This is a genomic window from Bacteroides sp. AF25-38AC (assembly GCF_003602995.1).
In the GTDB taxonomy this organism is placed as follows: domain Bacteria; phylum Bacteroidota; class Bacteroidia; order Bacteroidales; family Bacteroidaceae; genus Bacteroides; species Bacteroides uniformis.
The window spans coordinates 249,363-272,225 of sequence record NZ_QTMD01000001.1 but is presented as its reverse complement, the minus strand read 5'-3'; the positions used below and the strand labels follow the sequence as shown (position 1 = coordinate 272,225).

11 protein-coding genes are annotated in these 22,863 nt (G+C 47.9%); 5 read left to right on the top strand and 6 right to left on the bottom strand.

Features of this window, described 5'->3' with window-relative positions; genetic code table 11:
• Positions 1 to 3: 3 nt before the first annotated feature.
• Together DWY55_RS01330 and DWY55_RS01325 are read left to right on the top strand one after the other, a co-directional pair.
• Positions 4 to 1,842 (top strand): biotin/lipoyl-containing protein, encoded by a 1,839-nt coding sequence (locus DWY55_RS01330; RefSeq protein WP_005826327.1) that lies wholly within the window; start codon positions 4 to 6, stop codon positions 1,840 to 1,842.
• Positions 1,842 to 3,077 carry a sodium ion-translocating decarboxylase subunit beta gene (locus DWY55_RS01325; RefSeq protein ID WP_005826328.1) on the top strand — a complete coding sequence of 412 codons (1,236 nt, stop codon included), beginning with the start codon at positions 1,842 to 1,844 and terminating at the stop codon, positions 3,075 to 3,077. The genes DWY55_RS01330 and DWY55_RS01325 overlap by 1 nt, the downstream gene beginning before the upstream one ends.
• 90 nt (positions 3,078 to 3,167) lie before the next feature.
• Here the strand turns inward: DWY55_RS01325 and DWY55_RS01320 are convergent, their stop codons facing one another.
• The 6 genes from DWY55_RS01320 to DWY55_RS01295 form a co-directional block, all read right to left on the bottom strand.
• On the bottom strand, positions 3,168 to 4,442 hold the full coding sequence (locus tag DWY55_RS01320) for a TolC family protein (RefSeq protein ID WP_117703692.1): 1,275 nt from the start codon (positions 4,440 to 4,442) through the stop codon (positions 3,168 to 3,170).
• A 34-nt stretch (positions 4,443 to 4,476) separates the two neighbouring features.
• The gene (locus DWY55_RS01315) at positions 4,477 to 7,506 is read right to left on the bottom strand and encodes an efflux RND transporter permease subunit (protein ID WP_009036568.1); all 3,030 of its coding nucleotides are present in this window, start codon (positions 7,504 to 7,506) and stop codon (positions 4,477 to 4,479) included.
• A 50-nt stretch (positions 7,507 to 7,556) separates the two neighbouring features.
• On the bottom strand, positions 7,557 to 8,609 hold the full coding sequence (locus DWY55_RS01310) for an efflux RND transporter periplasmic adaptor subunit (protein WP_009036569.1): 1,053 nt from the start codon (positions 8,607 to 8,609) through the stop codon (positions 7,557 to 7,559).
• 157 nt (positions 8,610 to 8,766) lie between these two features.
• Positions 8,767 to 11,085: a family 65 glycosyl hydrolase domain-containing protein gene (locus DWY55_RS01305; RefSeq protein WP_005826334.1), complete on the bottom strand. Its 2,319-nt coding sequence runs from the start codon at positions 11,083 to 11,085 to the stop codon at positions 8,767 to 8,769.
• Positions 11,086 to 11,406: 321 nt separating this feature from the next.
• Positions 11,407 to 12,780: an MFS transporter gene (locus DWY55_RS01300; RefSeq protein WP_035449528.1), complete on the bottom strand. Its 1,374-nt coding sequence runs from the start codon at positions 12,778 to 12,780 to the stop codon at positions 11,407 to 11,409.
• 19 nt (positions 12,781 to 12,799) lie between these two features.
• Positions 12,800 to 13,804: a LacI family DNA-binding transcriptional regulator gene (locus tag DWY55_RS01295; protein ID WP_005826336.1), complete on the bottom strand. Its 1,005-nt coding sequence runs from the start codon at positions 13,802 to 13,804 to the stop codon at positions 12,800 to 12,802.
• Between the two features lie 168 nt (positions 13,805 to 13,972).
• Here DWY55_RS01295 and DWY55_RS01290 point away from each other — a divergent pair, with 168 nt between their 5' ends.
• The 3 genes from DWY55_RS01290 to DWY55_RS01280 all read left to right on the top strand — a co-directional run bounded on the left by DWY55_RS01290 (position 13,973) and on the right by DWY55_RS01280 (position 22,856).
• The gene (locus DWY55_RS01290) at positions 13,973 to 17,920 is read left to right on the top strand and encodes a two-component regulator propeller domain-containing protein (RefSeq protein WP_034528576.1); all 3,948 of its coding nucleotides are present in this window, start codon (positions 13,973 to 13,975) and stop codon (positions 17,918 to 17,920) included.
• A gap of 232 nt (positions 17,921 to 18,152) precedes the next feature.
• Complete coding sequence (locus DWY55_RS01285; protein ID WP_165853108.1) at positions 18,153 to 21,221, top strand: SusC/RagA family TonB-linked outer membrane protein; 3,069 nt, start codon at positions 18,153 to 18,155, stop codon at positions 21,219 to 21,221.
• Between the two features lie 21 nt (positions 21,222 to 21,242).
• Positions 21,243 to 22,856 (top strand): RagB/SusD family nutrient uptake outer membrane protein, encoded by a 1,614-nt coding sequence (locus DWY55_RS01280; RefSeq protein WP_117703694.1) that lies wholly within the window; start codon positions 21,243 to 21,245, stop codon positions 22,854 to 22,856.
• Positions 22,857 to 22,863 lie beyond the last annotated feature (7 nt).

Here is a 22,863-nt window from a genome sequence, read left to right as displayed (position 1 = left end):
AGTATGAAAAAGGAAATTAAGTTCAGTTTGGTATTCAGGGACATGTGGCAGAGTGCCGGAAAATATGTACCCCGTGTTGACCAACTGGTGAAAGTAGCTCCCGCCATCATTGAGATGGGTTGTTTTGCGCGCGTGGAAACCAATGGTGGAGGTTTTGAACAAGTAAATCTGCTGTTTGGGGAGAATCCGAATAAAGCCGTGCGCGAGTGGACGAAGCCGTTCCATGAAGCCGGTATCCAGACCCACATGTTGGACCGTGCCCTGAATGGCCTCCGCATGAGTCCCGTGCCCGCCGATGTGCGCAAGCTGTTCTATAAGGTGAAGAAAGCGCAAGGTACGGACATCACGCGTACTTTCTGCGGTCTGAACGATACCCGCAATATCATTCCTTCTATTGGCTATGCACACGATGCCGGAATGATTTCCCAATGCTCGCTCTGCATCACCCATTCACCCATCCATACCGTAGAATACTACACGGAGATGGCACTGAAGCTTATCAAGGCAGGTGCCGACGAAATCTGCATCAAGGATATGGCAGGTATCGGACGTCCGGTTTCTTTGGGCAAGATTGTGGCCAATATCAAGGCGGCGCATCCCGATATTCCTATCCAGTATCATAGTCATGCGGGTCCCGGTTTCAATATGGCAAGTATTCTTGAAGTGTGCGAAGCGGGTTGCGACTATATCGACGTAGGCATGGAGCCGCTTTCCTGGGGTACGGGACATGCCGACTTGCTCAGTGTGCAGGCCATGCTGAAGGATGCAGGCTTCCAGGTGCCCGAAGTCAATATGGAGGCATATATGAAGGTACGCGCACTCATCCAGGAGTTTATGGACGACTTCCTTGGCTTGTACATCAGCCCGCGCAACCGCCTGATGAACTCCCTGCTGATTGGTCCCGGACTGCCGGGTGGCATGATGGGCAGTCTGATGGCAGACTTGGAATCCAATCTGGAGTCCATCAACAAATACAAGGCAAAACGCAACCTGCCCTTCATGAAGCAGGATGAACTGCTCATCAAGTTGTTCAACGAAGTGGCATATGTTTGGCCGCGCGTGGGTTATCCCCCGTTGGTGACTCCGTTCAGCCAGTACGTCAAGAACCTTTCCATGATGAACGTCATTGCTATGGAGAAAGGCAAGGAACGCTGGGGTATGATTGCCGATGACATTTGGGATATGCTGTTGGGCAAGGCAGGTAAGCTGCCGGGTCAGCTGGCTCCCGAAATCATAGAGAAGGCCGAACGCGAAGGACGCAAGTTCTTCACCGGCAATCCGCAGGACAACTATCCCGATGCTCTGGACAAGTACCGCAAGCTGATGAAGGAGAACAAGTGGGAACTGGGCGAGGACGACGAAGAGCTCTTCGAATACGCCATGCACCCGGCTCAATACGAGGCTTACAAGAGTGGCAAGGCCAAGCAGGACTTCCTGGAGGATGTGGAGAAACGCCGTGCCGAACGTGACAAGTCTCCGCTGGACGATGCCAAACCCAAGACGCTCACTGTGCAGGTGGACGGTCAGGCTTACCGCGTGACGGTGGCATACGGTGACATCGACCTGCCCGCTTCGGCCACCGAAAAGGTGACAGCTCCCCCCGTAGGCGAAGGTCAGGACGTTCCGGCTCCGCTCGAAGGCAAGTTCTTCTTGACAAAGAATGCGCAGGAAACCCCGTTGAAAGTGGGTGACAAGGTGAAGAGTGGCGACCTCCTCTGCTATATCGAAGCTATGAAGACATACAATGCCATCCGCGCAGACTTTGATGGAACGGTTGTTGCCATCTGTGTCAATCCGGGTGACTCTGTTTCTGAAGATGATGTATTAATGAAGATAGGATAATGGAAGATATATTTGCAAAACTCTATGATATGACGGCCTTCAGCAACATCATTGCTGATCCGTCGTTCCTCGTGATGTATGCCATCGCTTTCATCCTGCTTTATTTAGGTATCAAGAAACACTATGAACCATTGTTGTTGGTACCCATCGCTTTCGGTGTGCTCATTGCCAACTTTCCCGGCGGCGAGATGGGGGTGATTCAGGCAGATGAAAACGGAATGGTCATGGTAGGCGGGGTGATGAAGAATATTTGGGAGATGCCGTTGCACGAGATTGCGCACGACCTCGGACTGATGAACTTCATTTATTATATGCTGATTAAGACCGGCTTTCTGCCGCCTGTTATCTTTATGGGTGTGGGTGCGCTGACAGACTTCGGTCCGATGCTCCGTAACTTGCGTCTCTCCATATTCGGTGCGGCTGCGCAGTTAGGTATTTTCACCGTACTGCTTTGTGCTGTGATGATAGGGTTCACTCCGCAGGAAGCAGGTGCGTTGGGCATTATCGGTGGTGCCGATGGTCCTACGGCTATCTTTACTACCATCAAGCTGGCTCCCCATCTGTTGGGACCGATTGCCATTGCTGCTTATTCTTATATGGCGCTGGTACCGGTCATCATTCCGATGGTGGTGAAGCTGTTCTGTACCAAGAAGGAATTGATGATTAACATGAAGGAGCAGGAGAAGCTGTATCCTTCGAAAACCGAGATTAAGAATCTGCGTGTATTGAAGATTATCTTCCCGATTGCAGTGACTACGATTGTTGCTTTATTTGTGCCCACAGCAGTACCTTTGATTGGTATGTTGATGTTCGGTAACTTGATTAAGGAAATCGGTTCGGATACAAGCCGCTTGTTTGATGCTGCTGCTAATAGTATCATGAATGCAGCTACCATCTTCTTAGGATTGAGCGTTGGCGCCACGATGACCAGTGAGGCATTCCTGAATTGGACGACTATCGGTATTGTGATTGGTGGTTTCCTGGCATTTGCATTGTCCATTACGGGAGGTATTTTCTTTGTGAAGCTGTTCAACCTATTCAGCAAGAAGAAGATCAATCCGCTGATTGGTGCTACCGGCCTGAGTGCCGTACCCATGGCAAGCCGTGTCTGCAATGAAATAGCAACGAAGTATGACCCGAAAAACCATGTGCTGAATTACTGTATGTCCAGTAATATCTCCGGTGTAATCGGTTCGGCTGTTGCGGCGGGTGTGCTGATTTCATTCCTGGGATAAACGGTCAGTAAGAAAAATATAAAGAAACTCCGGTATGGCTTTGTAAAGCTATGCCGGAGTTTTTTTGTATGTTTTTCTTTGAGGGGCATTTCATTCACTAACCACCTTCCAATATTCAGCCATCGCCATCTTCTCCGCCAGATACGCATCAATCAGGTTGGTGTGTGCCTGCGTCCACGAGAGTTGTGCGGACAACACATCTGCCATGCTGGCTTTTCCTTCATTATAAGAGAAGGTGACAAGGCCCAGATTCTCTTCGGCGAGTGTTATATTCTCCCGGGCCGTCTTGACTTGCTGTTCAGTTTCCGTCAGTTTTGTGGTGGCTGCGGAGAGCTCTTCCAGAATATTGTCCGTTACATAGCTTTGTTGCAGCTTCTGTATGCCGATATAGGCTTTCTGTTGGCGGTTTGTCTTGAAGCGGGCTCCCCAACGGAAGATGGGGATGCTGACGTTGACCCCTGCGACGGGAGTATGAGGTACATCCTGCCCCATATAGGCGATTCCCGTATCCCAACCGGTGGCGAGGAACATGCTGACTTGTGGGTTGTAGCGGCTGAGGGCAGCATGCCGTTGCGCTTCACTGCGGGCGATGTTCACGGAGGTACTGGCATATTCTGCCCGGCGGGGCAGCACATCATCCAGGCCCAAAGGGATGATGGGAGCAGTCGGTATATCTATTTCGGCTATGCTGTCTATGGGAGCGTCCGGTTCCGAGCCCATAAGGATATTCAGTTTTTGCAGGGCAAGGGTATGGTTTTGGCGTGCCTTGATGTACTGCAATTCGGCTTCCTTACGTCGGGTGGAAATCATCAGCAAGTCTGTGCGGCTGATGGCACCGTCATCAAAGCGGTCTTGGATGATGTCGTACTGCTGTTGTACAATATCCTGAAAGGTAGCCGCGGCTTTCAGACCGGCACGGGCGGCAGAGGCATTCCAATAGACGGCGTCACTTTGATAGTGTATCTGGTCGAGGGTCAGCTCTGTGGTAAGTTGGTCCAGTGCCTCTTCGGCTTGCGCCACTTTCTTTTGGGCTATTAGGGAACCTCCGGTATAAAGCGGCTGCGTCAAGGTGGCAAGTGCCTGATAGGTATAAGGGTGGTAGTCTCCTTTCGGACTGTTCCATTGGTCCAGATGATTGAGATTGGCGGTACCCTCGGCGGTGATGTCAATCTGGGGCAGGAAACCGGTGGAGGCAATCTTGCGTGCCTCGGTACTGGCGAATGTTTTCAGATGCTGTTGTTTCAGAATCTGGCTGTATGCTTCTACCTTGTCGCGGTATTCTTCGCGGCTCAGATATGCTTGTTGTGCCCCGGCATTCAGTCCTGAGCACAGTAATGATAGAATAAGTATATTTGTTTTCATCATTCAATTGGTAAACTGTAAATTGTTGAATGTTCTCTCACTTGATTTTATGAATGGCGCAATAAGCCACCGGCAGCACGAATAGTGTCAATGCCGAGGCTACCAGCAAACCACCCATGATGGTTGCCGCCATGCCGCCGAACATGGCGTCGAACAATAACGGCAACATTCCCAGGATAGTGGTACCCGATGCCATGGCCACCGGGACAATACGGGTGGTCGTTGCACTGATAACGGCTTCACGCGGTGCTTTTCCGGCAGCGGTTTCCGTATCAATCTGGTCCACCAGCACGATGGCATTCTTGATATTCATTCCAATCAGCCCCAGCAAGCCGAGGATGGAGAAGAAGTCGAATGATTTCCCCAATACCACCAGTCCCAGTACAATACCTATAAAGATAAGCGGCAGCATCAGCAGGATAACAATCGGCTTCCGGTAGCTGCGGAACAGAAACAGCAAGGTGACGAACATAAGGAAGAATGTCAGCGGCAGGTTAGCTGCCAGTGCGGCATTGCTTTCTGCCTGGCTTTCCTGCTCTCCGAAGTATTTCATGGTGTAACCTTCGGGCACATCAATCTCTTCTTGCACTTGCTTCCATATACGGTTGAAGGCGGCAATGGCATTCACACCGCGGCGTGGGTCGGCCTGCGCCATCATCACCATCTGCCGGTTGTAGTCTTTCACATTGGAGAACTTGTACTGGAAGTCGAACCGGCTGACGACTTGTTCCAGAGTGGTTGTTTCGCGTGCAGTGCCGAATACGGGGAGTGTACGCAAGTCGTTGATGCGGAAAGAGTCGATAGTTTTATCCTTCAACAGAACGGGAAGTACCTGGTCTCCTTCCCTGTATTCCCCAAGTGTCATGCCGTTCGTACCGATCTGGATACTCTGTGCCATGCTTTGACGGGAGATACCCAACGGTTGTGCACGCTCCTGACTGTAAACGGGATGCCATACCGGTATCTTATTGCCCCAGGAGTTGCGCACGTTGATAAGTTCGCCGTCACGGTGCATGATGTCCAGAGCCTTGTTGGTCAACATGACCAGCGTATCCGTGTTATTGCCGATGAACCCGATTTCAATGGCGGCATCTACAGCAGGAGAGAGTTTGAACAACATGGTACGGGTGATGGCATTGGGATAGTTGGCCTTCATGTAGGCATCAAGGTTCTCTTCCTGCTTCTTGGTATATTTGCTGTCCGTTACTTCCACCAGGATATTGGCGAAGTTAGGTTTGGGACCGACGGAAGTGGAGGCCAGATAGTAACGCAACGGTGTGCTGCCGAATGTGACGGATACCCGTTTCACTTCCGGCTGCTGCATCAGATGCGCTTCCACCTTTTTCATTTCGGTTTCTACTTCGCGGATGCTGTACCCGTCCGGATAGAATACATCTGCCCGAAAGTAGGGCTTGTCCAGAGAAGGGAAGAAGTTCTGGGGCATCAGCCCCATGACGATGAGGGAGAGGATGAACAGTGCTGTAATGCTTCCAAGGGTCAACGCCTTCTTGCGTATCAGTGTGCTGAGGATGGAGGCGAATTTATGGTAGAAAGGCTTGTCGTATGGGTCCTTGCTACCATCTTTAGCCTTTGCTTTCAGTATGAAGTTGCCGAATGTAGTGGTTTGTGTCAACGCCAGCACCCAACTTAATCCCAGGGAAATGGCCAACACTACGAATAGCGGTTTCACGATTTCGGCTACGGAAGAGGGAGCCAGATACAGTGGCAGAAACGAACAGATGGCAATGAACGTTGCTCCCAGCAATCCCCATTGGGGACCGGTGGCACCGTCTATCAGCGCTTTTCGGCGGTCGATGCCGCGGGCAATGGCAATTTGGGCATTATCTGTCACCACGATGGCATTGTCCACCAGCATTCCCATGGCTATGATGAATCCGGCGAGGGAGGTCCGGTTCAGACCTACGCCAAGAAACGACATAATGAGCAGTGTGCCTCCGATAGAGAATATAAGGGAAGAGCCAATCAGTACTCCTGCACGCATGCCCATCACCAGCATGATGATTACAATCACAATCAGGATGGATTCTATCAGATTGATGATGAACCCGTTGTTGGCTTCTTTGGCAATCACGTTTTCGGGATACAGACTTTCCAGTTCCAGCCCCACGGGGATGAGGGGCATGAGTTCGGCAAGCCTCCGGTCTACCAGTTCACCGGTTTTTACCACATCCTTTGTCGGGTCGGTGGAGATGCCGATACCGATGGCGCGCTTTCCGTTGACGTGCATGATATTGCCGGGAGGTTCCATGTATCCCTTTTCAATGATGGCGATGTCACCCAGCTTGACTTGTCCGCCGGAGGTAGTGATAACCTGGTTGCGGATATCATCGACAGTCGTGTAGGTACCGTTGGCCACAATGCGTAACTGTTGTTCTCCGGCGCTGATTTCACCCGTATTGATAATCTGGTTCTGCGATTGTAGCAGGCTGGCCAGCTGCTTGGGGTCGATACCCATTCCTGCCAGCTTGTTTACGGAGATGAATATATGGATGACCTCTGTCTGTGTACCGAAAAGGGCTACCTTCATCACACCGTCTGCCGTGATGACTTGTGTCTTGATTCGTTCCGCCCAGTTTCTCATTTCTTCATAAGAGAAACCGTCGTCACCCACCAGGCCGTAATAGATGCCGAAAACGTCTCCAAAATCATCCGAGACGGTCGGTACAGAAGAGCCTGCGGGCAGTTGGGGCTGTATATTGAGCACTTTACGCCGCAGTTCGTCCCACTTCTGCGGAATGGATGCGGCAGAGAGTGACGGTTGCAGTTCGAAGGTTATCTTGGAGAGTCCGTACATAGACTCTGACTTTATCTTGTAGACGCCGCTCATCGACTGTATTTCTCGGGAGATGGGTTCGGTGACGAGCCGTTCCACTTCTGCCGGCTCCGCTCCCGGGTAGCGTGTCATGATGACTGCCGACTTGATGACGAAAGGTGCGTCTTCCTTCTTTCCCAACCTGCCGAATGACAGTATACCGCCGATAAGCAGCACAGCCAGAAAGAAGTAGACTATCTTCGTGTTGTCTAATGAATATTGGGCTAGATTCATAATGAATATTTTTTAGATAAATGGGGAATGTAATGTGCCAATGTGATTAATCACATTAGTACCTTTATTGCTTCTCCTTCTGTCAGCTGGTATACTCCGGCCGTCACAACGGTTTCTCCCGGTTCCAACCCTTTAGAAATAAGCAGGTTTGCCTCTCCCGTTGGAGAATAAACGGTCACTTCGCGGCGACTGACTTTATTACCTTCCACCACCCATACATACGTTTTCCGGTTTTCACTGTCGCCAAATACGGCGCTTAACGGTACATTCATCAGCTTTTCTTCCAGAAAGGGAGCGACATCCGATGCCAGCTTTATTTTGCATGTGAATCCCGGTTTTACGTCATAACGTGTACGGTCAAAGTGCGGGTCGTCAATTGTTATTGTCACCGGAATACCCGTCCCTGCTGTGGAGATGTCAAGATACTCTTCCAGTCTGGCATCGAAAGCCTCTGTGGGGTAGCTGTCGAACACCACCTTGAACTTTACGTCCTTGGCACGGAGCAGATAGAGATAATCATCCGGTACGGTGAACTTGATTCGTAGCTTCTGTGTATTTACCAGCTGTACAACCCCTTCTCCTGCATTGACACGCTGATAGTTCTCTACCAGCCGTTTTTCGATGGAACCCTCGAAAGGGGCTGTCAGCCGCGTATCCCGCATATTGTTGCCGGACAACTCGTAAGTGGATTTTGCTTTCTGATAGTTGGCTACGCTGATTTCGTATTCCTGCACGGAGATAGCCTGGCGGCCAAGCAGCCGTTTGTTACGTTCCACTTGTGCGGCAGCTGTTTCGTAGGCAGCCTTGTCGGCTGCATATTGCAGGGAGATGTCGCGTGGGTCGATGGCGGCAATCAGTTGCCCCTTTTTTACCCGCTGTCCCTCTACAACCGGGAGGCTGATGATTTGTCCGCTGACGCGGAAGGCAAGTCTCACATATTCCACGGCTTCCACTATTCCGGAGAAGTCTTTGCGGATAACCGACTGTGAACTGACTTGCGCAGTCTTCACCGGTCGGATAAGGGTATTGCTACCCTTTTGTTTTTGCCCGCACGACGTGATGAGCAACGCCATGACCAGGGCGAAAAGAAACATTTTTTTCATTGGTAAACAAGTATATAGTTATTCGTTCAGGTATATATAAAAACATAAAACCGGGAAAACAACCAAATGTTCTCCCGGTTATAGGATAAATGATGATTTAATGTGCCAATGTGCTAATTGGCTGCGCAATGTTTATGCTGCGCTATCACGCCGCAGGTCATTGGCACATTGGCATATTAATTTTCAATTCCGTCCCCCGTTCCAGCGTATATGGGTGTCCGTAGACTTGTATGTCCACTTTGCTGCCTGCTGTAAGCGAGATTTCGATTTCTTTTCCTACCCGTATGTGAAGTGTGTTTTTCAGATAATTCACCTTGAATGAATAGCTGTCCCATTTTTGCGGTATGACAGGGGAGAAACACAACGTCTCCTTCAGCACCTGCATACCTGCAAATCCGCGTACAATGGCCAGCCAGCTGCCGGGCATACTGGTTATGTGCAGACCTTGGTCTGCTTCGTTGTTGTAGTCGTCCAGGTCAAGCCGTGTGGCATGCAGGAAAAGCTGGTAAGCTTTTTCCACTTTGCCGATGCGTGCAGCCAGGATGGAATGGATGTGGGGAGAAAGGGAGGATTCGTGTACGGTCATCGGCTCATAGAACTCGAAATTGCGGCGGACGGTTTCCGTGTCAAAATAGAAATAATAGAGGTAAAGTCCGAGCAACACGTCACTCTGCTTGATGTAGCAAGAGCGCAGAATGCGGTCCCATGACCAATGTTGGTTGATGGGGCGTTCTTCGGCAGGAATGTTATCTGTACTTTCCAGTACTTTATCCATATAGCCGTCATTTTGGATAAAAATACCCCGTTCCTTGTCTTCCGGCAGATACATGTGTTCGATGATGTCTCTCCACCGGGCACTTTCCTTCACTTGGTCGAGATTGGTGATGCGGCGTATGTGGGCATATTCATCTGGATATTGCTGTGCCACCATTTCCAGAAAACGGAGGGTCATCTTGAGGCACTGTATACAGGAATAGTTAGTGTACCAGTTGTTGTCCACATTGTTTTCGTATTCATCCGGGCCGGTAACCCCCAGTATGACATATTTCTGTTTGGGTTGGGAGAAGGATACCCGTTGTCTCCAGAAACGGCTGACGGCAATCATTACTTCCAGGCCATATTTAGCGATATAGTCCATATTGCCCGTCAGCGCTGCATGCTGAACGATGGCATAGACAATGATATTGTTACGGTGGATTTCCTCGAAGGTTATTTCCCATTCACTGTGGCATTCCTCTCCATTGTTGGTTACCTGCGGAAACAACGCTGCACCGTCCTTGAAACCCAGTTTACGGGCGTTTTCGATGGCTTTGGGAAGCTGGTTGTACCGATATGCCAGCAAGTTCTTTGCAATCTCTTTGGGAGTGGAGAGCAGAAAAAACGGTACACAACACAGTTCCGTGTTCCAATAAGTATTTCCGCCATATTTTTCTCCGGTGAATCCTTTGGGGCCGATGTTTAGGCGCGGATCATCTCCCCGGTAAGTCTGATACAGTTGGAATATGTTGTACCGGATACCTTGTTGCGCTTCCGGGTCCCCTTCGATGACGACATCCGTTTCGTCCCAGATTTCCTGCCAGGCCCTTCGATGCTCTTCTACCAGCGTATTCCAGCCTATGCTCTTGGCTTCGCGTGCCTCGGCCACGGAGTGTTCCACCAATTCACTCCGTTCGTGGTAGAGAGAAGAAGCGATGGCGGTGTATTTGATGAGTGTCACGTTGTCTCCGGGTTTCACGTCGGCACCTACGCTGAAACCGGTCTGCTTTTCCTTTTCTATCCGTATGGGGTTGGCAGTGGTTTCCTTGTTGTTTTTGAAGAATTGGTAAGTCATGGCGTAGCACACTTGTGCATCTTCCCGGCGGGTCTGTGTCCAGAGATAGGCACAGCTGCTGGTAGAACCGGAACGCAGTATGTTCCATATTTTCAGGTTTGGCAGATCGGCATCGTCTACTATATTCCCGTCAAGGATGGGCACGAGTGAGATTCTGCCGGTATAGTTGATGGAAGACACGCTGTACTTGATGAGACAGAGGTTGGGTCTTGCCATATTTGTGATATGCTCTACATGGATGCGGAGCTGGTTTCCACGAGGAGACGTCACCTCCATGTCCCGGTAGGAGATACCTTCCTTCATATCCAGGCGGCGGTTGAAGCTGTCGACATCCCAGCCTGCCAAATCGAGTTCCTCATCGATGAGGCGCAGGTTGATGCGGCTCCAGTCGGCAGCCTTGGGTATACGGGTGTAATATGGTGGAAATCCGTTCTTCCACCATCCTACGCGGGTTTTGTCCAGGAAAGTGATGCCGGCCACAAATGAACCACGGTAACTGTCACTGCTGTAAGGCTCCTCAAAATACCCCCGTTGCCCGAAACGTCCGTTTCCGAGACTGAATATACTTTCCGACATCCGTTGACGGTCGGGGTGGAATTGGTCTTCGATGATGTTCCATTCATCGGTCTTGAGGTATTTCTTCATGGCGACGTGTTTTCTGTAGTTATCGCCGTAAAGTTAAGCAATATGCGGAAATAAAGAAGAAATGGAAAGGAAAAAAACAAACGTGCGGTAGGCTTTTTTTTACCTGCTTTCTTGCCGGAGGGCTGGTAGGCTCGTCAATAACAGATGCTATGTACGGTCAGAAGAAGAGGTAACAATCATACGGTATGAAAGCATGAATCATACGATATGATTATGGTAATCATACGGTATGATTCATGTCTTTATTACAAAGATAACGGCTGTCCTTTGTACGGTGTGCCGGTCTCGGTTCTTTGTGTGTTATGTTTCGGAGGCGTGTGCTTACTTGCTTTTTTCTCCTTGGTTCTCTTTGATGAGGTATACGCAGGCGGCGCCGATTATCAGCATGATTCCTGCCAGCACAAGCATATTGATTTCAGGAGGCAGTCCTCCTTGGGGAGTAAACAAGGCAAGGATGGTGCCGCCCAAAGCAGCTGCTATAATCTGCGGGATACAGATAGTACCGTTGAAAAGTCCCAGATAAGTACCCATGTGTCCTCCGCTCAGTGCGTTGGTCAGGATGGTGAACGGCAGTGCCAGCATGGCAGCCCATGCACAACCTATCAGCAAGAAGGAAATGAAGAGCATATAAGGGTCGTGTATGAAGTAGGTGGAAATGAAACCTATACCTCCCAGAACAAGGCTGAGTGAGTAGACCCGGCGACGGTCCTTGAACATCGGTATGCAGATGGCCCAAAGCACAGAGCCGATGGCTTGTACGGCAAACAGTACGCCTACCCAGTCGGCGGCATTCTGATATTGCAGGCTCTTGGTGTCGAGTACCACTTTGGTGACACCATCTACCAGGTGCTCTACTGTAGGAGCATCAAAAGCATTGGCAGCGATGCTGCCGTTGGTATAGGTCCACATGAACATAAAGGCAAACCAGCAGAAGAATTGTACCAGTCCGATAGTCCAGAATGCTTTCGGAGCCTTGATGAGCAGCTTCAGCATGTTGGTCTTTTCATGTTCCTCTTCTTCGGTGATGCCGTGATACTCTGCATATTCGGCAGGCGGCATCTCTTTTACTTTGACCGAAGTGTAGATAACGCAGAAGATAAGGATGGCTGCTCCGATGTAGAATGAGTAAATCACCGAGTCGGGGATTACTCCTTGGGGAGCTGTATTGCTGATGCCAATCCATGCAAAGATGAACGGGAAGAGATAGCCTACCAGGCTGCCTGCATTGCAGAGAAAACTCTGGATGGAGTAGGCGAGCCCTTTTTGTTTCTCATTCACCATGTCACCCACCATCATTTTGAAGGGTTGCATGGCCATATTGATGGAGGTGTCGAGGAACATCAGCGATACCAGTCCGAAAATCATGGCTGTACTTACTGCCATGCCGAAGCTTCCGGCATTGGGTAGCAGGCACATGACGAGTACGGCCACCAACGAACCTATAAACAGATAAGGGATGCGCCGTCCGAAGCGTGTCCAGGTCTTGTCACTGGCGGCTCCCACAATGGGTTGTACAATGATACCTGCCAACGGCGGTAATATCCAGAAATAACTCAAATTATGCGGGTCTGCACCCAAAGTGGAAAAGATACGGCTGATGTTTGCACTCTGCAAAGCATATGCAATCTGTACGCCGAAAAAACCAAAGCTGATGTTCCACAGCTTCCAGAAACTTAAATCGGGTTTTACTTTCATGATGGTTTAATATGTTTTATTATTTCGTAGTTCCTCTTATCACCAGATTGGTACGTACTATCTTGTTGTTGCTTTTCTCTTCTCCCTCCAGCTTTCCGGTCAGAATGCTGAAAGCGCTTTTACCTACTTCCTCGCCATGCTGCTCCACGGTAGTCAGCTTCGGGTCGGTGCTTTGCGCAATGGCTCCGTCGGTGAATCCGCAGATGGATACTTCATCGGGAACTTTTACGCCGACCAGTTTGCAGGCATACAGTATGCCCGAAGCTGTCTCGTCGTTGATGGCAAAGAAACCGTCAGGGCGGTCTTCGCTTTCCAGCAGGTCGGGAGTGATGGAGATGGCACGTTCACGGGTGTCGCACAACAGAATCATGCTGTCGTCCACCGGAATTTTATACTTCTTCATGGCATCCAGGTAGCCGTTCCGGCGATTTTTGGTAATCTCCAGGTGGGGAGCCGCACCATAGAAAAGGATACGCTTGCATCCGGTCTGTATCATGTATTCCACGGCGGCAAAGGAGCCGGCATAATCGTCCACCACCACTCGCTCGGTTTTCAGCCCCGTGCAGATACGATCGTAAAAGACGATGGGAATATCGTTGTTCAGTAGCTCCTGGTAATGGTCGTATTGGGAAGTGTCCTTGGCAAGTGAAGCGATGACTCCGCAGACACGGGCGGCAAGGAAAGAATGCACAATCTTCACTTCCTGCTCGTACGATTCGCTGCTCTGCGCCACTATGATATTATATCCGGCATTTGCCGCCGCTTTCTCAATTCCGCTCAATACGCAGGAAAAGAAGTGGTGTACCAGTTGGGGGACAATGACGCCGATGGTATTGCTGCGGCTTGCGCGGAGATTTACGGCCAGTACATTGGGCTTGTAGTTATGTTCGCGCGCATAGGCATGGACAAGGTCACGAGTTTCCTTGCTGATGTCCGGATTGTCTTTCAGCGCTCTTGACACGGTGGAAGGGGAGACATTCAGCGCCCGGGCAATATCCTTGATGGTAATCTGCGGTTTATTCATGGTATAGTTTTGAGGACAAAGATAAGGTAAACTTCCCTAATCCGATTGCAAAAATAACGTAATATGGTAAATTGTGCTTATTCGTTGAGGTTTATCGGGTTGTAAGTTTGTGCAAACGATTGCGGTTTCTTATCTTTGTCCGGACCTTTAATGAATATAACCTTGAGTATGTACAAATATATTCTTTTTGTTTTTATACTTTTACAGACTGTCCTTCCTTGCCATATGTGGGCACAGAAGCCCGATTACCGGTTGTTTCAGAATATCAGTTTAGGGACAGAGGCATCTGTCATCAGCTGTTTTCTGCAAGATACACAAGGACTGATATGGATAGGTTCGGATAAAGGTCTGTTCAGCTATGACGGCTATTCCACCCAACCGCATTTCATTTTTGGCGAACGTAGCAATACGCGTATTTATTGCGGAGAAGTAGTAGACAGTACCTATCTTTATCTGGGAGCAGACAACGGGTTATTGATATACAATTACCGGACAGATACTTATGAGGAACCGGGAATTGATTTTCCGACGGACATCCGTACACTGGTGATGTACGATGGGTTGCTGTGGTTGGGCACACTGAACGGGCTGTATACGTATCATCCACAGACCCGTGAGATTTCTTCCGTAAAAGAAGGTATCCCTCATCAGACAATTTACTCTCTTATCCATTCTTCAGACCATCAGCTTTACATTGGTACCTATAATGGCTGTTGCCGCTATACATCCGTTACCGGACGTTTTGAAATGATAGAACTACCTGCTAGCAGGAATAAAAGTAATCTGTTTGTAAACTCTTTGTTGGAAGATGCGGTGAGGAAATGTATTTGGATAGGTACGGAAGGATGTCTTTTCAAATATACTCCTGCCGACGGGCAAATACAGAGAATTGATGCTTTTCATGACAATTCTGTCAAATCAATGGCTTTGGATGGATATGGGCAATTGTTGGTGGGGACAGACAATGGACTGTACATATACGGAGAAGATTCACCTTTACAGCATATCGTGCATGATTCGCGGAACCTCCAGTCACTGTCCAACAACATTGTATGGACTGTTTATGCGGATTGTGAACGGAATATCTGGCTGGGGACGGACTATGGCATATCCATGGCACGTTGTAAAGAGACATTACGCTATGTTCCCATATCGCGGATTACCGGGACGGGGGAAGGAAACCAGTTTTATTCCATGTTGCGTGATGTGCATGGTAATTTTTGGTTTGGGGGAACAAATGGACTTATCCGTTTCACGTTTTCTGAGGAGGAAAGGCCGGAAGGCCGGGTGCCGGGAAAGGGCAGGGATGTTACCTGGTACAAGATGGGAGATAAGAATTTTCCTTTGACCCATAACCGGGTACGACAGTTGTATGAAGACCGGGACGGATACCTTTGGGTGGCAACAGACGGGAGCATCAGCCGCTATGATGAGGAAAGCCGCCAGTTTATACCTTATAGTATAGTAGACAGTACCCGCCGCTACAATACTAACTGGGCATATGGCCTTTTCGAAGACAAGAATGGAAAGTTATGGGTAGCTACTTGTTTGGGCGGTATTTTTGTCGTGGACAAACATAAACTGCTGCATGCCTCTACACACCCATATGTAGCCGAAGGAACCTATTCCATACACAATGGTTTGTCGGGTATGTTCATCAACCAGATGGTTCCCGACAGTGAAGGAAATGCACTGGCCCTGCTCAGTAGTGCCAACAGTGTTGAGAAAATAAATTCTTCTACCAATAATATTACCCATATTGCTTCAGGAGAGTTCAAGGAGGGGCAAAGGCCCAATTTTGTCTTGTGTGCCGAGGATGGTTGTATTTGGATTGGCTTTCCCGGTGGAGTAATGCGTGTGGAGCCTTCGGATAATAGGGTAAAGGTTTTGCCGTTCGATGCTTTCAATCATTATGAAGTGCTTTCCATGATAGAGGCTGAAGGAAAGATATGGATATCCACTACTGACGGATTTTGGGTGGCAGACCAGCGGACATTGGAAGTGCGACGCCTGAGTATTGCCGACAAACGTTTTACCAGCTTGTTCTTTGATAGGAAAGAGGGTGAACTATACTTGGGCACAGCGGATGGCTTTGCCATTTCCTCCCCGGATGCATTGCTGGCGGAACATCCGGAACGCCCGTTATTGCTGACAGCCCTTTATGTGAATAACCGGCTTTATTTGCCCGGTTCGGAGAAAAACTGCCGGAGCATCCGTCTTATGGAACAGATAAACTTGGAGTACAACCAGAATAATCTTGCTTTTGAACTGTCGGATTTGCCTTACTCGCTGGAGGAGAAAAGCAGGATTGTATATCGTCTGGAAGGGGTAGAGCGTGAGTGGACTCTTCTGGCTCCCAATACCAACCGCATCATTTATAATAATCTGGATTATGGAAACTATCGGTTAATGGCAAGTAAGCTGGATTCCTATGGCAAACCCTTTGAACAAATATATAGTCTGGATGTCCATATCCTTCCACCATGGTACTATACTTCGTGGGCGAAGGCATTTTATATGCTGTTATGCTGCGCTTTGATTGTTTGGACCATTCACTTTTTCCGTGTGAAAAACCGCTTGAAGCTGGAACATTTGGAAAAGGAGAAGATTTTGGAACAGTCGCGTGCCAAACTGGAATTCTTTACCAATCTTTCCCATGACCTCAAGACACCTTTAAGTATGATTATTGCCCCTATCAGCAGGATGTTGCCGGAAATTAGGAATCAGCAGGAGAAGAAGCAGCTCGAATTGGTTCAGCGCAATGCCATGAAACTGAATTCATTGATTCATCAAGGGCTGGACTTGAACCGGGTGGATAGCGGCAATAGGACTTTATTGATTTTATCACAGATAGAACTGGTCTCTTTTGCACGTGATTTGCTTGCACTCTATACAGAAGGAAAAATGAAGGAAAAACAGCTCGCTTGTGAATTTCGGACGAATCGGGAACAACTATACATTCAGATGGATGCCATCAAGTTGGAGTCTGTTTTGGATAATCTGCTTTCCAATGCTGTAAAATATACGCCGGAAGGCGGAACCGTTACTCTTTCTTTGGATGCTCCCGAAGGTGGGAGGGAGGTGTATATTTCTGTGGCAGATACCGGTACCGGAATACCAGTTCAGGACCAACCGTATATTTTCCAGCGTTTCTTCCAATCATCCAAGACTGCGGGAAAAAATGAGGGAACTGGAATCGGACTTTATTTGGTGAAAACCTATACGGAATTGCATGGTGGCAATGTTCGGCTGATGTCAGAGGAGAATGTTGGTACTACGGTAACCTTGACTTTGCCGGTTGTGAATCAAGAGCAGACAGCTCCGGTAGGGGTACCTGATTCATCACCGGATATTCTTTCACCGGATGCTCCTCTTGTATTGATTGTAGATGATAATGCGGAAGTGGCGGAATTCATTTACCAGATTCTGCATGCCAAATATCGCTGTCGTGTGGCAGAAAATGGCAAATCCGGATTGGAGCTTGCCATGGAATTGCTGCCCGATTTGATTGTTTCGGATGTAATGATGCCTGTAATGGATGGGTTAGAGATGGTACGGCGTTTGAAAAAACATATCCCTACATCCACCATCCCGATCATTCTGCTGACGGCTAAGAGTGATAAGGAGACAGAACTTGAGAGTATACAGTTACACGTTGATACCTTCATAGCCAAACCTTTCGAGCCGGATATCCTGCTCTTGCGGGTAGAGCAGTTACTCTCCAGCAAGCAGACTCATGAGGCCAAGGCGCGTATGGAGGTACTTGCTACTCCGAAAGCGATAGAGGCCGTTTCGTATGACGAGAAATTTCTGGCAAATGTCACCCGCTTGATAGAAGAGCATATTTCGGATTCCGAGTTGAATGTGAATACTCTTTGTGACTGGGCGGCGACCAACAACAAGCAGATGTACCGCAAACTGAAACAGCTGACGGGAATGACCCCTGTGGAATATATCAAGTCCATCCGCATGAAAAAAGCAGCCATGTTGTTGCAGCAGAAAAAGTTTACAGTGGCAGAGGTAATGTATATGGTAGGCTTTTCCAATCACTCTTATTTTTCTAAATGTTTTCAGGCAGAGTTCGGACTTCCCCCTAAACAATACGCGGCGGAATAATGCCGCTTTTACAAGGACAAACCCTCATCAGAATATATCTGGTGAGGGTTTGTCCTTTTTTTATCCTCTTATGTCCGATATCTGCTTTCGGGGAAAATGATGTTGCTCTAAATTTGCCGGTGAAAGGCAAGACTTGAATTTGATAGCGGAAGAATAGACTCCTGGTTACAGATACTTTCTTACGTACAAATATACAGATAATTGATATTGTTAACTTTAATTTATTGAATGCATGAAGCAAGTTAATCTTAGAATCTATCGGATGATTCTGCCCTTAATCCTAGGGCTATTCTTGTCAGTAGGCACTTATGCACAAAGCATCACTGTGAAAGGGCATGTTAAAGATGCCCTGGGTGGAGTGATAGGTGCAAGTGTAGTAGAAAAAGGAAATACCACAAACGGGACTATCACCGATCTTGACGGTAATTTTTCACTGAATGTACCCAAAGGTTCTACTTTGGTAGTTTCTTTTATCGGTTATAAGACTCAGGAGGTGGTTGCAGCTTCCAGTGTAGTCGTGACCCTGCAGGAAGACAGTGAATTGTTGGATGAGGTTGTGGTCATCGGTTACGGTGTGGCTAGGAAAAATGATTTGACCGGGTCTGTAACGGCAATTAAACCGGATGAAATGAACAAGGGGCTGACGACATCTGCCCAAGACATGATGCAAGGCAAGATTGCCGGTGTCAGTGTTGTCAACAATGGTGGTGAGCCGGGTGGCAGTGCCACTATTCGTATCCGTGGCGGTTCTTCATTGAATGCCAGTAATGACCCGTTGATTGTAATTGACGGACTTGCCATGGATAATTATGGAGTGCAAGGAATGTCCAATCCGTTGGCTTTGGTGAATCCGGCTGATATAGAGAGTTTTACTGTGTTGAAAGATGCTTCGGCTACAGCGATTTATGGTTCCCGTGCCTCCAATGGCGTTATCCTGATTACTACTAAGAAAGGACAGAGTAACTCTAAACCTCGTATTTCTTATAATGGTAATGTGTCCGTCAGCATGGTTACGGACAAACTGGATGTACTGAATGCCAAAGAGTTCATGAAACTTGTACAGAACACATATGGTTATTCTGATGAAGAGTTTCTGGCGAGTGCGGAATATCAGGCATTAGGATATACGAATGCTCAGGGCGAGCATCTTTTTGCCGATACCGACTGGCAGGACGAGATTTATCGTACGGCAGTCAGTACCGACCATAATATCACTGTTTCCGGTGGATTGAAAAATATGCCTTATCGTGTTTCCCTGGGCTACACCAATCAGCAAGGTATCCTGAAAACATCAAGTTTTGAGCGTTATACAGCCAGTGTGAATCTTTCCCCTTCTCTTTTTGATGAGCATTTGAAGGTTAACTTCAACGCAAAGGGCATGTATTCTGTGACAAGCTATGCCAATACCGATGCCATTGGAGCTGCCACTTCAATGGACCCTACCAAGCCGGTTTATGGCGGGACGGAATTTTATGATAAAAACTTTGGTGGATATTGGGAATGGCCCGAAGCAGTAGACTGGAAAGATTCTGAATGGGGATACAACATCAATACTTTGGCTACGGCCAATCCCGTCGGGATGCTGAATAACCGTTCGGATAAAGGAAAGTCAAAAGTGCTGATGGGGAACATTGAACTGGATTATAAGATTCATGGTTTCGAGGATTTGCATTTGCATGTCAATGGTGGTATGGATGTGGCAAGCGGCAAGTCCAACAAGAATTACAACCGTTTTGACCTTGACAATTATTATTATGGACGTGTCGGTTGGAATACACAAGATACATACAATTTGTCATTGAACATGTATGCACAGTACATGAAGGACTTCGGGAAAGCGCACCATTTTGATATCATGGCCGGTTATGAATGGCAGCATTTCCACAAAGAGACAGATTACTATTATTATGGAACTTACCCTGATACGAACCTTGAACATGCCGGTGAAATCTATAATCCGTCAGAAAATACACTCTACAAGACGGAGAACTATCTGGTTTCTTTCTTTGGCCGTATGAACTACTCTTTACTCGACCGTTATCTGCTGACCTTCACCTTGCGTGATGATGGCTCTTCCCGTTTCTCCAAAAAGAACCGTTGGGGATTGTTCCCGTCCGTTGCATTGGCATGGAAGGTGAAGGAGGAGGGTTTCTTGAAAGATGTGGATGCTGTTTCCGATTTCAAGTTTCGTGCAGGTTATGGTATCACCGGACAGCAGGAAGGCATTGGCGATTATACCTATTTTGCTTCATATACCCCCAATTCGGAAGGAGCATATTATCCGGTTTTGGGTAATGGCATCACTTACCGTCCGGATGCCTATAATAATGACTTGACCTGGGAAAAGACCACTACTTATAACATTGGGGTTGATTTGGGATTCCTGGACAACAGAATCACTGCCAATTTTGATTATTACTATCGCAAGACGAAGGATTTGATTAATGATGTTTATGTAGCTGCCGGTTCCAATTTCAAGAATAAGGTGACGAGCAATATCGGTTCACTGCATAATAAGGGTTTTGAATTTGCAGTGACATGGAGAGCCATTCAGCAGAAGGATTGGCGTTGGGAGTTGGGATTCAATCTGACACACAACACTAATGAAATAGACGAGCTGGTGAAGAGTACAGGTGACAAATACATCATTCGTCATGGAGGAATTGCCGTTGGTGATAGTGGTTCCAATGGAATCAAGGGATATTCCGTAGGCGAAGCTGTCTCTGCCTTCTACACCTATCAGCAAGTCTATGATGAGAAAGGCCAGCCGATAGAGGGCGAATTTGTAGACCGTGACAATAATGGCATCATCAATGACAACGACCGTTATTTCTATAAGAAATCAGACCCGGACGTATTGATGGGACTTTCCTCGAAATTGATTTATAAAAATTGGGATTTTAGTTTCTCGCTGCGTGCCAGTCTGGGTAATTATGCTTATAATGCTGTTGAATGTAGCCGTTCTGATTTGTCGGTTACCGGTATTTATTCGGGCAATGCATGGCACAATGTGCCTCAAATGTCACTGGCCAAGAACTGGAAGAAAGTGGATGCCTTGGATGCCCTTTCTGATTATTTCATCCAGAATGCCTCTTTCTTGAAGTGTGACAACATTACGCTGGGCCATTCTTTCGACAAATTGTTCGGGCAGAAAATCAGCGGGCGTGCTTATCTCACGGCCCAGAATGTGTTTACGATAACCAAGTACAAAGGTCTGGATCCTGAAATCAACGGTGGATATGATGGCAGTATCTATCCTCGTCCTCTGGTGGGAATTTTCGGACTCAGCCTTAATTTTTAATCCTTTAAAACTAAAAATAGTATGAAATTCAACAATATGAAATCATTAATTCCGGTTGCTGCCTTTACACTTATGATAGGGTTTTCGTCTTGTGTGGGAGATTTGGATGTAAAGCCTATCAATCCGCAGCAAACCATGACTTTGGATCAAAATGCTCTTTTTAACAAGATATATGCAAGTTTCTGTTTGACCGGACAGACCGGCCCGAGCGGTAATGCGGATATTGACGACATGGACGAAGGACGTTCAGAGTTTTTCCGCATGGCATGGAACCTGAATGAGCTCACTACGGATGAGGCACACTGGATATGGCTCACAGATACCGGTATGGATGAAATGCTCCACAATTCTTATGGAGCGAGTGCCGCATTCTCTATCGGACTATATTATCGTCTTTATTTTACTGTCACGTTGTGTAACTTCTTCTTGGAGCAGATTCCGGATGATGGCGGTACGTCTTCCATGCAACGTGCGGAAGTCCGTTTTATCCGTGCTTTACAGTATTATTACATCATGGACTTGTATGGTAACGCAGCATTTACGGAAGAAGTCTCTTCTGAATTGGCAGAACGCTATACACGTACCCAGTATTTCGATTATATTGAGAAAGAACTGAAAGAGTGTGAGGCTGATATGGCAGAACCGGGACAGAATACTTATGGGCGTGTTGACAAGGTGGCTGCATGGAATTTGCTGGCCCGTCTCTACTTGAATGCTGAGGTTTATACCGGTACTGCCCAGTGGCAGAATGCCATGGATTACGCAGAAAAGGTGATAAACAACGGGTATTATCATCTGTGTACGGAGGGAGCTACCAATCCGGTGACCGGTGAGGTTTATTCCGCCTATCAGATGCTTTTCCTGGCAGACAACAATACGAATGGGGCACAGTATGAAAACATTTTTCCGATACTCTTTGACGGGGTTACTACAAAAAGCTATGGTGGGATGAATTTTCTGGTTCTTGCCACTTATAATTCAACAATGGATGTTACGATTCCTTCCGGCACGAATTGCAGCTGGGGAAAGTGCGCCCGGGTCCGCAAGCAATTGCTTGACAAGTTCTATACGGCAACTCCTCCTGCGGGAAAGACGGTTGCGGAAATGACAGCTCCGGCCAATGATGACCGTGCTCTTTTCTATGGTGACGGCTTTTCCGCTTCCATTAAAGACGAAACGGATGCGACTGCAGGTTTTGCATGTGTGAAGTTTCGTAATGTCCGTTCGGATGGACAATCCAATCAGGTGGTCGATTATGTAAATGCAGACCTTCCTTTTTTCCGTGTTGCTGAGGCTTATTTGATTTATGCAGAAGCTTCTACCCGTTTGAACGGGTCTAATGCGGATGCAAAGGAGAAAATCAATGAACTTCGTTCCCGTGCCAATGCTGCCCAGAAGAATCTATATACGTTGGATGATATTTGTGATGAGTGGGCGAGAGAATTCTGGTTTGAAGGCCGCCGCCGCATGGATTTGATACGGTTCAATAAATATGCCGGTCAGGCATCCTATAAATGGGAATGGATGGGAGGCACTTATGAAGGTGCGCAATTCAGCAATATCAGAGCGATTTTTGCGCTTCCTGAAAACGATTTGGCGAACAATTCCAACTTAATTCAGAATCCGGGTTATTAATCAAAAA

Coding starts and splice junctions, on each gene's coding strand:
- DWY55_RS01330 (WP_005826327.1), top strand. CDS start 4: ATGAAAAAGGAAATTAAGTTCAGTTTGGTATTCAGGGACATGTGGCAG.
- DWY55_RS01325 (WP_005826328.1), top strand. CDS start 1,842: ATGGAAGATATATTTGCAAAACTCTATGATATGACGGCCTTCAGCAAC.
- DWY55_RS01320 (WP_117703692.1), bottom strand. CDS start 4,442: ATGATGAAAACAAATATACTTATTCTATCATTACTGTGCTCAGGACTG.
- DWY55_RS01315 (WP_009036568.1), bottom strand. CDS start 7,506: ATGAATCTAGCCCAATATTCATTAGACAACACGAAGATAGTCTACTTC.
- DWY55_RS01310 (WP_009036569.1), bottom strand. CDS start 8,609: ATGAAAAAAATGTTTCTTTTCGCCCTGGTCATGGCGTTGCTCATCACG.
- DWY55_RS01305 (WP_005826334.1), bottom strand. CDS start 11,085: ATGAAGAAATACCTCAAGACCGATGAATGGAACATCATCGAAGACCAA.
- DWY55_RS01300 (WP_035449528.1), bottom strand. CDS start 12,780: ATGAAAGTAAAACCCGATTTAAGTTTCTGGAAGCTGTGGAACATCAGC.
- DWY55_RS01295 (WP_005826336.1), bottom strand. CDS start 13,804: ATGAATAAACCGCAGATTACCATCAAGGATATTGCCCGGGCGCTGAAT.
- DWY55_RS01290 (WP_034528576.1), top strand. CDS start 13,973: ATGTACAAATATATTCTTTTTGTTTTTATACTTTTACAGACTGTCCTT.
- DWY55_RS01285 (WP_165853108.1), top strand. CDS start 18,153: ATGAAGCAAGTTAATCTTAGAATCTATCGGATGATTCTGCCCTTAATC.
- DWY55_RS01280 (WP_117703694.1), top strand. CDS start 21,243: ATGAAATTCAACAATATGAAATCATTAATTCCGGTTGCTGCCTTTACA.